14 protein-coding genes are annotated in these 12863 nt (G+C 71.1%); 5 read left to right on the top strand and 9 right to left on the bottom strand.

Translation table 11 applies throughout. The annotated features are described in order from the left end of the window. Together AB0D08_RS38040 and trxA are read left to right on the top strand one after the other, a co-directional pair. A partial coding sequence (locus tag AB0D08_RS38040) for an FAD-dependent oxidoreductase (RefSeq protein ID WP_359894921.1) occupies positions 1–595 on the top strand: 595 nt, incomplete at its 5' end. A gap of 215 nt (positions 596–810) precedes the next feature. Beyond that, positions 811–1143: a thioredoxin gene (gene trxA / locus AB0D08_RS38035; RefSeq protein WP_033823195.1), complete on the top strand. Its 333-nt coding sequence runs from the start codon at positions 811–813 to the stop codon at positions 1141–1143. 129 nt (positions 1144–1272) lie between these two features. Here trxA and AB0D08_RS38030 read toward each other — a convergent pair whose 3' ends face one another. The 9 genes from AB0D08_RS38030 to rpmH all read right to left on the bottom strand — a co-directional run bounded on the left by AB0D08_RS38030 (position 1273) and on the right by rpmH (position 7940). Further along, positions 1273–1890 carry a GNAT family N-acetyltransferase gene (locus tag AB0D08_RS38030; protein WP_033823196.1) on the bottom strand — a complete coding sequence of 206 codons (618 nt, stop codon included), beginning with the start codon at positions 1888–1890 and terminating at the stop codon, positions 1273–1275. Between the two features lie 142 nt (positions 1891–2032). Then, entirely contained in the window at positions 2033–3142 is a 1110-nt protein-coding gene (locus AB0D08_RS38025; RefSeq protein ID WP_033823197.1) for a ParB/RepB/Spo0J family partition protein, read from the bottom strand. Beyond that, on the bottom strand, positions 3139–4128 hold the full coding sequence (locus AB0D08_RS38020) for a ParA family protein (RefSeq protein WP_304441503.1): 990 nt from the start codon (positions 4126–4128) through the stop codon (positions 3139–3141). The genes AB0D08_RS38025 and AB0D08_RS38020 overlap by 4 nt, the downstream gene beginning before the upstream one ends. 184 nt (positions 4129–4312) lie before the next feature. Further along, positions 4313–5101: a 16S rRNA (guanine(527)-N(7))-methyltransferase RsmG gene (rsmG, locus tag AB0D08_RS38015; RefSeq protein ID WP_359894918.1), complete on the bottom strand. Its 789-nt coding sequence runs from the start codon at positions 5099–5101 to the stop codon at positions 4313–4315. 156 nt (positions 5102–5257) lie between these two features. Beyond that, positions 5258–5788, bottom strand: coding sequence for a R3H domain-containing nucleic acid-binding protein (locus AB0D08_RS38010; RefSeq protein ID WP_033823198.1), 531 nt, complete (start codon positions 5786–5788; stop codon positions 5258–5260). 79 nt (positions 5789–5867) lie between these two features. Continuing rightward, positions 5868–7040 carry a membrane protein insertase YidC gene (gene yidC, locus AB0D08_RS38005; protein ID WP_359894916.1) on the bottom strand — a complete coding sequence of 391 codons (1173 nt, stop codon included), beginning with the start codon at positions 7038–7040 and terminating at the stop codon, positions 5868–5870. A gap of 3 nt (positions 7041–7043) precedes the next feature. Next, positions 7044–7358: a membrane protein insertion efficiency factor YidD gene (gene yidD / locus AB0D08_RS38000; protein ID WP_033823200.1), complete on the bottom strand. Its 315-nt coding sequence runs from the start codon at positions 7356–7358 to the stop codon at positions 7044–7046. After that, positions 7355–7783 (bottom strand): ribonuclease P protein component, encoded by a 429-nt coding sequence (rnpA, locus tag AB0D08_RS37995; RefSeq protein ID WP_082526890.1) that lies wholly within the window; start codon positions 7781–7783, stop codon positions 7355–7357. Before rnpA ends, yidD begins: the two co-directional genes overlap by 4 nt. 19 nt (positions 7784–7802) lie before the next feature. Then, the gene (gene rpmH / locus AB0D08_RS37990; RefSeq protein ID WP_033823201.1) at positions 7803–7940 is read right to left on the bottom strand and encodes a 50S ribosomal protein L34; all 138 of its coding nucleotides are present in this window, start codon (positions 7938–7940) and stop codon (positions 7803–7805) included. 429 nt (positions 7941–8369) lie between these two features. On the opposite strand from rpmH, the gene dnaA reads away from it, so the two are divergent. The 3 genes from dnaA to AB0D08_RS37975 all read left to right on the top strand — a co-directional run. Beyond that, on the top strand, positions 8370–10391 hold the full coding sequence (gene dnaA / locus AB0D08_RS37985) for a chromosomal replication initiator protein DnaA (protein WP_359894914.1): 2022 nt from the start codon (positions 8370–8372) through the stop codon (positions 10389–10391). Between the two features lie 1089 nt (positions 10392–11480). After that, entirely contained in the window at positions 11481–12611 is a 1131-nt protein-coding gene (gene dnaN, locus AB0D08_RS37980; protein ID WP_033818862.1) for a DNA polymerase III subunit beta, read from the top strand. 158 nt (positions 12612–12769) lie between these two features. Further along, a partial coding sequence (locus AB0D08_RS37975; RefSeq protein WP_359894855.1) for an NAD(P)-binding domain-containing protein occupies positions 12770–12863 on the top strand: 94 nt, incomplete at its 3' end.

Raw genomic sequence — 12863 nt, 5'->3', positions numbered from 1 at the left:
GGAGGACGCCCTCTCCGGCCGCGGCGTCTCGTGGTGCGCCACCTGTGACGGTTTCTTCTTCCGTGACCAGGACATCGCCGTGGTCGGCGGCGGCGACACCGCGCTGGAGGAGGCCACCTTCCTCTCCCGGTTCGCCCGCAGCGTCACCGTCGTCCACCGCCGGGACAGCCTGCGCGCCTCCAAGGCCATGCAGGAGCGCGCCTTCGCCGACCCGAAGATCAGCTTCGCCTGGGACAGCGCGGTCGAGGAGATCCACGGCGACCCGAAGCTCACCGGTCTGACCCTGCGCGACACCACCACCGGCGACACCCGCGAGCTGGCCGTCACCGGCCTGTTCATCGCCATCGGCCACGACCCGCGGACCGACCTGTTCACCGGCCAGCTCGACCTGGACGCCGAGGGCTACCTCAAGGTCGAGGCCCCCTCGACCCGGACCAACATCCCCGGCGTCTTCGCCGCCGGCGACGTGGTCGACCACACCTACCGCCAGGCCATCACCGCGGCCGGCACCGGCTGCGCCGCCGCGCTGGACGCGGAGCGCTACCTCGCCTCGCTCGCCGACCTGGAGGCCCAGGCCGCCGCCGTCGCGGTCTGAGGCAGCGATCCCGACGCGCCCGGACCCTCCGGTCCGGGCGCCCGGTCCCACCCCGGCGCCCGACGTTCCACGTGAAACACCCTGCGGAAGGGCGCCGCAGGACCAGCCCCCACCCGAGAAACAGAACGGCACCCGCCGTTGTTGTCCCTCTCGAAGGTGCCGAGCCGTCCCACACCCGGTCCGGCACCACCCGTACGTGACCCTTAGGAGTTCCCGTGGCCGGCGCCACCATCACCGTGACCGACGCGACCTTCGACGCCGACGTCCTCAAGAGCGACAAGCCCGTCCTGGTCGACTTCTGGGCCACCTGGTGCGGCCCGTGCCGTCAGGTCGCCCCCATCCTGGAGGAGATCGCGGCCGAGCACGGCGACGCGATCACCATCGCCAAGCTGGACGTCGACGCCAACCAGGAGACCGCGGCCCGCTACAACGTGATCTCCATCCCGACGCTCAACGTCTACCAGAACGGCGAGCTGGTGAAGACCATCACCGGCGCGCGTCCCAAGGTGGCGCTGCTGCGCGAGCTGTCGGAGTTCCTCGGGCTCTGAGCACCGTGGCCGTACCCACGCGGGGACGGCCGGTACGGCGGAGGGCGGTCCCCAGACCTGGGGACCGCCCTCCGCCGTACCTCGTGCCTTCTGCGGCAGGCGTCGTGCTCCGGGGTGCTCCGGGAACGCTCAGAACGGCCTGAGGGCCGGTTCCTTGCGCGCTCCGCCCAGCAGCCGCTCGATCGCGCCCTCCACGTCGCCCTTCCACGAGAGCGTGGTGCGCGCCTCCAGCCGGAGCCGCGGATGGCGGTGGTGCGGACGCACCGTCCTGAACCCGACCGCGAGCAGGTGCTCGGCGGGCAGGACACAGCTGGGGGTCTCCCGGCCGGCGGCGCCGAACGCCTCGATCGCCTTGAACCCCCGGGCGATCAGGTCCTTCGCGGCCGCCTGGACCAGCACCCGCCCCAGCCCCTGGTCCTGGTAGCCCGGGAGCACCCGGCTGACCATCAGCTGCACGGCGTCCGGCGAGACCGGACTGGTCGGGAAGGACTGCGACCGCGGCACGTAGGCCGGCGGCGCGTACAGCACGAACCCCGCCGGCCGGCCGTCGACGTAGGCCACCCGGCCGCAGGTCCCCCACTCCAGCAGCACGGCCGAGATCCAGGTCTCCTTCTCCTGCTCGGCCTTGCCCGCCTCCACCGCCACCCGCGCGCTCACCGGGTCCAGCTCCCAGAAGACACAGGACCGGCACCCCACCGGCAGGTCCGGGAGATTGTCCAGCGTCAGCGGAGCGATCCTGCGTCCCACTCCCCCACACCTCCTCGTCAGCCCGGGCAGCCGGATCCCCCTGGGACGGCCGCCCACCTCCGAGCTTCCTACCCAGACGAAGTGGGTGCACGTTTCACGTGAAACATGCACCCACAACCAGCCATCACCACCGGCGCGCGGCTCAGCCCTGCGACAGCCGCAGCCCTTCCTCGCCGGGCGCCAGCCCGTCCAGGATCCGGTTCAGGTCCTCGACCGAGGCGAACTCCAGGACCACCTTGCCCTTGCCCAGCTTCCCGTTCCGCTGCGAGACCTCGACCTTGACCCGGGTGTCGAAGCGGTCCGAGAGCCGGCCGGCCAGCTCGTTGAAGGCGGGCGACAGCAGCTTGCCCGCCTTGGGAGCGGCCGGTCGTGCCCGGTCCTGCTCCTCCGGCCGGTTCATCAGCTGGACGATCTCCTCGGTGGTCCGCACCGAGAGCCCCTCCGCGTTGATCCGGGTGGCCAGCCGCTCCTGCTGCTCGGCGTCGTGCAGGGCGAGCAGCGCCCGCGCGTGGCCCGCGCTCAGGATCCCGCCCGCCACCCGGCTCTGCACCGGCGGCGGCAGCTTCAGCAGCCGCAGGGTGTTGGAGACGTGCGAGCGGGAGCGGCCGATCCGGTCCGCCAGCTCGTCGTGGGTGCAGGAGAAGTCCCGCAGCAGCTGGTCGTAGGCGGCGGCCTCCTCCAGCGGGTTGAGCTCGGCGCGGTGCAGGTTCTCCAGCAGCGCGTCCAGCAGCAGCTTGTCGTCCTCGGTGGCCCGCACGATCGCCGGGATCAGGTCGAGGCCGGCCTCCCGCGAGGCCCGCCAGCGGCGCTCGCCCATGATCAGCTCGTAGCGGTCCGCACCGACCTGGCGGACCACCACCGGCTGGAGCAGGCCCACCTCCTTGATCGAGGCGACCAGCTCGGCCAGCTTGTCCTCGTCGAAGTACTCACGGGGCTGGCGCGGGTTCGGCCGGATGTCGTCCAGCGGCAGCTCGACGAACCGGGCGCCGTGCACGGGAGCCAGCACGGCCTCCATCGTGCTGCGCGGAAGTGCCTCCGCCGCCAGCTCCCGCAGGCTCTCCGCGGCGGCCTTGGCCGCCACCGTGCCGCGGCCGGCCGGCACGGCGGCGGATCCGTCGGTCCCGGGCGTCCGGGCCGGGGCCACCGTGGCGGTCTCCTGGCCCGCGGCCTGCCCTGCCGCGGTCGCTGCGGCCGGCGAGGTGGCCGGGATCAGTGCTCCCAGCCCCCGTCCCAGCCCTCTGCGCGTGCTCACCGGTTCTCCTCCGTGCTGTGCTGTGCCACCGGCGCCGGCTGCCCGCCCGCGCCGTTCCGCTGCTGGCCCACCCCGCCGAAACCGGCGGCCGGTGCCTCCGCGGCCCCGGGTGCGCCGCGGAGCGCGAGTTCGCGGGCGGCCTCCAGGTACGACAGCGCACCCGTCGAACCGGGGTCGTAGGTGAGGACGGTCTGCCCGTAGCTCGGCGCCTCCGAGATCCGCACCGAGCGCGGGATCGCGGTGCTCAGCACCTCGCGCTCGAAGTGGGTCCGGACCTCCTCGGCCACCTGCGAGGCGAGCCGGGTCCGGGCGTCGTACATGGTGAGCAGGATGGTGGAGACGTGCAGCACCGGGTTGAGGTGCGCGCGGACCAGCTCGACGTTGCGCAGCAGCTGCCCGAGGCCCTCCAGCGCGTAGTACTCGCACTGGATCGGGATCAGCACCTCCTGGCCGGCCACCAGGGCGTTGACCGTCAGCAGGCCGAGCGAGGGCGGGCAGTCGATCAGGATGTAGTCCAGCGGCTGCTCGTACGCGGCAATGGCCCGCTGTAGCCGGCTCTCCCGGGCCACCAGCGAGACCAGCTCGATCTCCGCGCCGGCCAGGTCGATGGTGGCGGGGCAGCAGAACAGCCCTTCCACGTCCACCACCGGCTGGACCACGTCGGCCAGCGGCTTGCCCTCCACCAGCACGTCGTAGATGGACGGCACCTCGGCGTGGTGGTCGATGCCCAGCGCGGTGGAGGCGTTGCCCTGCGGGTCGAGGTCGATCACCAGCACGCGCAGCCCGTGCAGCGCCAGCGAGGCGGCCAGGTTGACGGTGGTGGTGGTCTTGCCCACCCCGCCCTTCTGGTTGGCCACCACCATCACTCTGGTGGCGGCCGGCCGGGGCAGCCCTTCTCCCGTGCGCCCCACGGCCTGGACGGCCGCCTGCGCGGCCCGCGCGATGGGGGTGTCATCGATCAGGTCGATGGTCTCCGAGTCCTGCATGGGGGTCAGTGTTTCACGTGAAACCGGAGCGGCAACAGTCACCGCCCGGCTGCGGCCGAGGATTCCGGAAAGCAGGGAGCGACGTTTCACGTGAAACACGATGCCCGGAATGCCGGAAATCTGACGGACCGACACTCCGGGCACCCGGGCGACGCCGGCTGTCCGCGCGGCGTCCGTTCGATGTTCAGCGGCGGCGGCGGGCCCCGCCGCGACCGCCCTCGCCGGGCCGGCCGCCGCGTCCCGCCCGGGCGGCCTTGGCCCGCCGGGTGGCGGCCTTGACCCCGCCGGGGCTCTCCCCCGCCTCCACCCGGACCACCCGGGTGGAGGTCTCCAGGGTGCCCTCGCCGACCGCCAGCACCGACCAGCCGACCGCACCCAGCCGCGTCAGCGCGGCCCGCGAGTCGGTCAGCTCCTGCTCCGCCGTGTCGCCCTTGAGCGCCAGCATCTGCCCGTACGGCCGCAGCAGCGGCATCCCCCAGCCCGCCAGCCGGTCCAGTGGCGCGACCGCGCGCGCGGTCACCACGTCGACCGCCAGCTTGCCGACCATCTCCTCGGCCCGGCCGCGCAGCACCGTGACGTTCTCCAGGCCGAGCAGCCGGACCACCTCCTCCAGGAAGGTGGTGCGCCGCAGCAGCGGCTCCAGCAGGGTCACCGAGACGTCGGGGCGGGCCATCGCGACCGGGATGCCCGGCAGGCCGGCGCCGGAGCCGACGTCACAGAGGGTCGCCCCCTCGGGCAGCAGCTCGGCCAGCACCGCGCAGTTCAGCACGTGCCGGTCCCAGAGCCGGGGCACCTCCCGCGGACCGATCAGCCCGCGCTGGACCCCGGCCGTGGCCAGCAGCTCGGTGTACCGCACGGCCACCGGGTAGCGGTCACCGAAGATCTCCGCCGCCACCGCCGGAGCCTGGGCGAGGTCCGCTGCCGCGGCGGCCTCCGCCACGTCGTCCTCCGCGCCCACGCCTTCCCTGTCCATCTCGACCTCTCCGCTCACCGAAATCCACCCCACCCGTACAAGCACTGTTTCACGTGAAACATCCAGCCCCCACCCGGCCGCCCGAAAGCTCGCCACAACGGGGACGACCCCGCCCGCGCGAAGCGGACGGGGCCGATCAGCAGACCGCCACCGGCGTCAGCGCGGCAGCACGACCACGCAACGCTCGGGCTCCTCGCCCTCGGACTCGCTGCGCAGACCCGCGGCGGCCACGGCGTCGTGCACCACCTTGCGCTCGAACGGGGTCATCGGACGCAGCTTCTCCTGCTCGCCCGAGCTCTTCACCCGCTCGGCCGCCTCGGCGCCCAGGGTGGCCAGCTCGGTGCGCTTGCGCGCCCGGAACCCGGCGATGTCCAGCATCAGCCGGCTGCGCTCGCCGGTCTCCCGGTGGACCGCCAGCCGGGTCAGCTCCTGCAGTGCCTCCAGCACCTCGCCGTCGTGACCGACCAGACGCTGCAGCGAGCGGTCGGCGCCGTCGCCGACGATGGAGACCAGGGCGCGGTCGCCCTCCACGTCCATGTCGATGTCCCCGTCGAGGTCCGCGATGTCGAGCAGACCCTCCAGGTAGTCGGCCGCGATGTCACCCTCCTGCTCCAGGCGGGCGAGCGTGCCCTTACCGCCCTCGGCGTCGGCCTCGGTGTCGACCGCGGAGATGGTGCCTTCCGTCACTGCTGGACTCCTTCGGGAATGGGCCCTCGGATGGGGCCGAGAACGAAGATCTGGGGCCGGTGTCCCCGGACCGGACCGGTCAGGACCTCTTCTTCGGCCGCTGGCCGCCCTGTCCGCTGCGCTTCGGCTGCTGGCGCTGGCCCGCGGGCTTGGCCGTGGCCGCCCGGGCCGCCGGGGTCTTGCTCTCGGTCCCGGCCGGGGTCTCGGCGGTCTCGGCGGTCTCCTCGGGCTCGTCCGCCTTGGTCAGGCTGGTCCCGGCGCCGGTGGTGCCGGCGGTGTGACCGGCCGCGGCCTGCCGCTGGGCCTTGGTCTGCTTGCGCGGCTGCTGCCGGCGCACGTGCACGGTGTCCTCGACCACGCTCTCGGCGCTGACCGCCGCCGAGGCCGACTTGCCGCCGCCCGAGATGGTCGCGAGCAGGCCGACCTTCTTCACCGAGCCGTCCGGGTTGAGCCGGCCCTGCTTCTTCAGCCGCGCCTGGCGCTCCGCGAAGGCCTTGCTGCCCGGGGTCGGGTTGTTATGGATGACGATCAGCTGCTGGCCCATCGACCAGACGTTGGTGGTGAGCCAGTAGACCAGCACACCGACCGGGAAGTTGATGCCCATCACGGCGAACATGATCGGGAAGACGTACATCAGCATCTTCTGCTGCTGCATGAACGGCGTCTTGACCGTGAGGTCCATGTTCTTGGTCATCAGCTGGCGCTGGGTGATGAACTGCGACAGCGACATCAGGACGATCATGATCGCGACGACGATCTTGACGCTGAGCTCGTCCGACCCGAGGAAGGTGGCCGACAGCGGAGCACCGAAGATGTGCGCCTGCTGGGCGCTCTCCAGCAGACTCTCGTTGATGACACCGATCGGCTTGTCCTTGGCCACCGAGGCCAGCACGCCGTAGAGCGCGGTGAAGAACGGGGCCTGGACCAGGATCGGAAGACAGCTCGAGAAGGGGTTGGTACCCGCCTCCTTGTAGAGCTTCATCATCTCTTCCGACTGGCGCTGCCGGTCGTTCTTGTAACGCTCCTGGATGGCCTTCATCTTCGGCTGGATCGCCTGCATGGCCCGGGTCGCCTTGATCTGCTTCACGAAGAGCGGGATCAGGCAGATCCGGATGATGATCACCATGGAGACGATCGACAGGCCCCAGGCCCAGCCACCGTTGGGATCGAAGATGTGGCTGTACAGCGAGTGAAACTGGACGATGATCCAGGACACCGCTGTGTAGAGGGGACTCAGAAAACCGAAAGTCACCGGTCAGACTCCTTGGGCATCGGGCTTCGCCACCGGCTCAGGCCCGGCGGTCCCGCTCGTGGGGCTCAGCAGATTGCGCAGCCGGCGGTGCCACACCGGATGCTTGCGCGGCGGAACGTGATCGACCCCACCGGGGGACCAGGGATTGCAGCGCAGAATGCGCCAGGCGGTCAGGCCACTGCCCTTGACCGCACCGTGCAGCCGCACAGCCTCGTACCCGTAGTGCGAACACGAGGGGTAATAACGGCAGACCGGGCCCAACAGCGGACTGATCGTCCACTGATAGAGCCTGATCAGCCCCATCAGCAGGTACTTCATCGCCCTGCTCCTGTCGGCGCTCCGCCGCTCGGCTCCGCCCTGAGCAGGCGCCGGAGCGCCGCGTCCAGGTCGTGCTCAAGTTCGAGATACGAGGCCGCTGCCGCAGCGGGCAGCGCGCGTACCACCACCAGGCTACCTGCGGGCAGCCGGGACAGACGTGCGCCGACCAGATGCCGCAGTCGGCGCTTGACCAGATTGCGGACCACGGCGGGGCCGACGGCCTTGCTGACGACGAAACCCGCACGCGCCGGAGGAAGCCCCTCGGCGACGTGCGGGCTGGAGTCGTTCAACGTGCCGGCCGGTCCCGTCACGGCGCCATCTCTACTGAGATGGACGACCAGCAGGGGCCGACCGGCACGACGACCGCGTTTCACCGCGATCGAGAAGTCCTGGCGCCGCCGCAGCCGATGCTCGGAGGGCAGCACTGCAGACCCTTGGCGTGAATCAGGCGGACAGGGCGGAACGGCCCTTGCCACGGCGCGCGGCCAGGATGGCGCGGCCGGCACGCGTCCGCATCCGCAGCCGGAAGCCGTGGGTCTTGGCACGACGGCGGTTGTTCGGCTGGAAGGTGCGCTTGCTCACTCGGGGGCTCCTGAGGTGAATCGTAGGGTGACCGGGTCTCGCTTGGCCGTCACCGTGCGTCCGCGTGATCTCCCCCATCTATGGGAAATCCGGCCCCAAAGACCCAGATCTGCTGGGGTTTGAGGCAATCCACGGCGCCCGTGCTGCGCGCGTCATGGAAGCGGGCGGACCCGCGGACATGCGGCAGCGGCCATCGACAACTCGACCTGGTTACGGTACGCGGACCAGGGGTGGAGGGTCAAACCTGGTGGTCCCGGGCCTGTGCCCGGGCCGCAGCTCCACGATACCCACAGCCTGTGGACAACAACTTGAATCAGCTCTGTCGGCTGACTACCGTTGCAGGACTTGTCTGGTTTGTTCTTCGGGGCGGACCACCATCCCCCGAAGTCCCTTGACACCCCCTGACGGGGAACGAGAAGGCGTGCACCAGTGGCTGATGTCAACAGCGATCTCGTCCCGGTCTGGGCGTCGGTCGTCGAGCGGCTGGTCAACGACGCGAGTGTCGGGGACAGCGACAAGATGTGGCTCCGGCGCACGCAGCCCATGTGGATGATGCACGACACCGCCCTGCTGGCCGCACCGAACGAGCGCGCGAAGCAGGTGCTGGAGGGCCGGCTGCTGCCGCAGCTGAGCGACGCGCTGTCGCGGGAGTTCGGCCGCCCCGTGCGGATCGCCGTGATGGTGGACGCCAACGCGGGCCCGGCGGCGGGCGGGCAGGGGGCCGAGCCGGCCCCCCAGGGCGACCCGCACTCCGGCCAGGACCCCGACCAGGGCCACCCCGGCGAGGACTGGCCGCACCGGCCGGACCATCCGCAGCAGCAGTCCGGTCACCCCCAGTCCGGCCATCCGCAGTCCGCGCACCCGATCGCGGCCCACCCCCAGCAGCAGCCCGCGCACCGGCAGGACCCCGAGTACGGCGGCCGCCAGGACGCCCAGGGCGGCTGGCCGCGCTCCGAGAACTACCCCGCGCCGCAGGAGTACCCGCCGGCCCAGGACTACCCCCCGGCGCCCGACTACCAGCGCGGCTACCAGCAGCAGCCGTACGGCCAGGGCTACCCGCCGGGCCGGTACGAGCAGCCCCAGGGCTACCCCCAGCGCCAGCCCGGCTACGGCGAGGAGCCGCCGGCCTGGCGGTCGCAGGGCGGAGGGTCCGAGGACGGCTGGGAGTCCGCTCCCGAGCCGTCGGCCGCCGAGCGGCCGAAGAGCCTGCCGCCGGCCACCCCGTCCCAGGGCGATCTGTTCGGCGGCGTGCTGGAGCACTCCCCGGCGCCCGGCCGCCAGCGCCCGGGCGCCCCGGCCCGCCGAGGCGCCGGGGCGGCGGCGCGCTCCGGCGGCGGCGTGGTGGAGCGCACCCCGGCGCCCGGGGTACCCGCACCCCCCGGTGCGCCCCCGGCCGGCGGCTCCCGCAAGGACGAGCCGAACGCCCGGCTGAACCCGAAGTACCTGTTCGACACCTTCGTGATCGGCGCCAGCAACCGGTTCGCGCACGCCGCCGCGGTGGCGGTGGCCGAGGCCCCCGCCAAGGCCTACAACCCGCTCTTCATCTACGGCGAGTCCGGACTCGGCAAGACCCACCTGCTGCACGCGATCGGGCACTACTCGCGCAGCCTCTTCCCGGGGACCAGGGTGCGGTACGTGAGCTCGGAGGAGTTCACCAACGAGTTCATCAACTCCATCCGGGACGGCAAGGCCGACGCCTTCCGCAAGCGCTACCGGGACATCGACATCCTGCTGGTCGACGACGTCCAGTTCCTGGCGAGCAAGGAGTCGACCCAGGAGGAGTTCTTCCACACCTTCAACACCCTGCACAACGCGAACAAGCAGATCGTGCTCTCCTCGGACCGGCCGCCCAAGCAGCTGATCACCCTGGAGGACCGGCTGCGGAACCGCTTCGAGTGGGGGCTGATCACCGACGTCACCCCGCCCGAGCTGGAGACCCGGATCGCGATCCTGCGCAAGAAGGCGATCCAGGAGCAACTCAACGCACCCGCCGACGTGCTGGAGTTCATCGCCTCCCGGATCACCCGCAACATCCGGGAGCTGGAGGGCGCGCTGATCCGGGTGACCGCGTTCGCCAACCTGAACCGGGCGCCGGTCGACCTGGAGCTGGCCGGGATCGTCCTCAAGGACCTGATCCCGGGCGGCGACGAGGACGCGGGCCCGGAGATCACCGCGCAGGTGATCATGCAGCAGACGGCCGCCTACTTCGGCCTGGGGGTGGACGACCTGTGCGGCTCCTCCCGCAGCCGGGTACTGGTGACGGCCCGCCAGATCGCCATGTACCTCTGCCGGGAGCTGACCGACCTCTCGCTGCCGAAGATCGGCGCGCAGTTCGGCGGCCGCGACCACACCACGGTGATGCACGCCGACCGGAAGATCCGCTCGCTGATGGCCGAGCGCCGCTCCATCTACAACCAGGTCACCGAGCTGACCAACCGCATCAAGAGCTGAACGCGCCGCGCTGCAGCGGCTGTTGAAGGGGAGTCGGGAATCGTCCCGGCTCCCCTTCGGCCTGTCCCGGCACCCCTGTCCGGCGCCTCTGAACGGCCATCCGGGCGCCACGCGGGTTCCGGCCCGCCACCGCCCCGCCGCCGGGCCGGAACCCGCTCCCTCGCGCCCGTACGGACCCGCCGGACCCGCCCGCAGGGTCAGCCCGGGAGGCCCGCTCCCGAGGTGTGCCGGGCGGGCCGGCCGGGCAGTAATCCCGCTGCCGGCGCGGTCCCCGACTCCCGGCACCGGCCGAACATCTGACCAGCAATTCGAACAGGATCGGCCCGAGGCCCCGTCATCCACAGGTCGGGTGAGTTTTCCCCGTCCACACCCCTCGCCGGCACCGAGTTATCCAGAATTCCTCCACAGGGGCGCCGACGCTACGCTCTTCTGCGCAGGTCAGGTGCCTGTGGACTTGTGCACAACAGTTATCCACAGGCTGTGGACAATTGGCGGTCCGTCAGAGGGCCGTCCGGGTTATCCACCGGTTGTCCCCAGGGCCGGACGGGTTATCCCCAGGTTCTCCACAGCTGCGTCCACAGTTCGACAACATTGGCCGGTCGTTCATACCCAGGTGTGAAAGGCGTCACGTGATGTTGCCCGGGGCCCGTGGATAACCCGGCCATGATCTGGGGACAGAGCTGGGGATAACCTGTGGATACTCAGGGTGGCCTGTGGGTAACGCTCCGTTGTCCACAGCAGAGCCTGGTTTTCCACAGTCGCCATCCACAGGTCCTGTGGACAAAAAACCAGCCCTGACCTGCGAAAACGGGGTTATCCACGGTATCCACAGGCCCTACTACTACTACTACCCTTAGAGACCCATCAGCTTGATCAACAGTGGGGCGGGCCGAAATCTGTGGACAACCGCTCCCCGACACTTGTTCGGCTTGCTTCCGCCCATCTGCTCCGTCTGTCGGTGGAGTACGTCAGACTGTTCTCCGGCAACTGGAAGCCGGGGTTCTCCCCGGTGGGCCGGGAGCCGGACGACGAAGATCGACGAAGACCAGAGCGCGTACAGCGACAGCAGGAGCCAGGAGGCGGTTACCGGTGAAGTTCCGGGTGGAGCGTGATGTCCTCGCGGAGGCGGTGGCCTGGGCTGCTCGCAGCCTCCCGGCGCGGCCGCCGGTGCCGGTCCTGGCCGGCCTGCTGCTGACGGCACAGGAGGGCTCGCTGGCCCTCTCCGGGTTCGACTACGAGGTCTCGGCCCGGGTCGAGCTGGAGGCGGACGTCGAGGAGCCGGGCACCGTGCTGGTCTCCGGCCGCCTGCTCAACGACATCTCCCGCAACCTGCCGAACCGGCCGGTGGAGATCTCCACCGACGGCATGCGGGTCAGCGTGGTCTGCGGCAGCTCGCGGTTCACCCTGCCGACGCTGCCGGTGGACGAGTACCCGAGCCTGCCGGCGATGCCGAGCGCCACCGGCACGGTCGCCGGCGAGGTGTTCGCCGCCGCGGTCAGCCAGGCCGCCGTCGCGGCCGGCCGGGACGACACCCTGCCGGTGCTCACCGGTGTGCGGGTCGAGATCGAGGGCGACCGGATCACCCTGGCCGCCACCGACCGGTACCGGTTCGCCGTCCGCGACCTGCTGTGGAAGCCGGAGCAGGCGGACATCTCGGCGGTCGCCCTGGTGCCCGCCAAGACCCTCCAGGACATCGCCAAGTCGCTGGGCAGCGGTGACACGGTCTCCATCGCGCTGTCCTCCGGCGGCGCGGGAGAGGGCCTGATCGGCTTCGAGGGGGCCGGCCGCCGGACCACCACCCGGCTGCTGGAGGGCGAGTTCCCGAAGTTCCGCAGCCTCTTCCCGACCGAGTTCAGCGCGGTCGCCGCGATCCAGACCCAGCCGTTCCTGGAGGCGCTCAAGCGCGTCTCGCTGGTCGCCGAGCGCAACACCCCGGTCCGGCTCAACTTCGAGCAGGGCGTGCTGACCCTGGAGGCGGGCTCGGGCGACGACGCCCAGGCCACCGAGCGGATCGACGCCGACCTCGAGGGCGACGACATCTCGATCGCGTTCAACCCGGGCTACCTGGAGGAGGGCCTGAAGGCCATCGACTCCGCCTACGCCCAGCTGAGCTTCACCACGCCCACCAAGCCCGCCCTGCTGAGCGGCAAGGTCGCGGTGGACGCGGAGGCCGACGAGGCCTACCAGTACCTGATCATGCCGGTGCGGCTCTCCGGCTGACGGTCGTACACACCGCCGTCCACAGGCTGTGGACGTGAGCCCAGGCCTCCCCCGGACAGACTGTGCCGGGAGAGGCCTGGCTCCGTTCGCGGCGTAGGCTCGGGACAGCGCGGCAACGGCGCCGCCATCAGGCACGACACCACAGTGAAGGACTAGTCATGGAGCTCGGCCTCATCGGTCTCGGCAAGATGGGCGGCAACATGCGCGAGCGCATCCGCCGCGCCGGCCACACCGTCATCGGTTTCGACCGCA

The organism is Kitasatospora sp. NPDC048540, assembly GCF_040651175.1.
In the GTDB taxonomy this organism is placed as follows: Bacteria; Actinomycetota; Actinomycetes; order Streptomycetales; family Streptomycetaceae; genus Kitasatospora.
This window is presented reverse-complemented; position numbering and strand designations above follow the sequence as displayed.

Excerpts from the sequence above, each read along its gene's own strand:
- AB0D08_RS38020 (WP_304441503.1), bottom strand. The coding sequence starts at position 4,128 with ATGCAGGACTCGGAGACCATCGACCTGATCGATGACACCCCCATCGCG.
- rsmG (WP_359894918.1), bottom strand. The coding sequence starts at position 5,101 with ATGGACAGGGAAGGCGTGGGCGCGGAGGACGACGTGGCGGAGGCCGCC.
- yidD (WP_033823200.1), bottom strand. The coding sequence starts at position 7,358 with ATGAAGTACCTGCTGATGGGGCTGATCAGGCTCTATCAGTGGACGATC.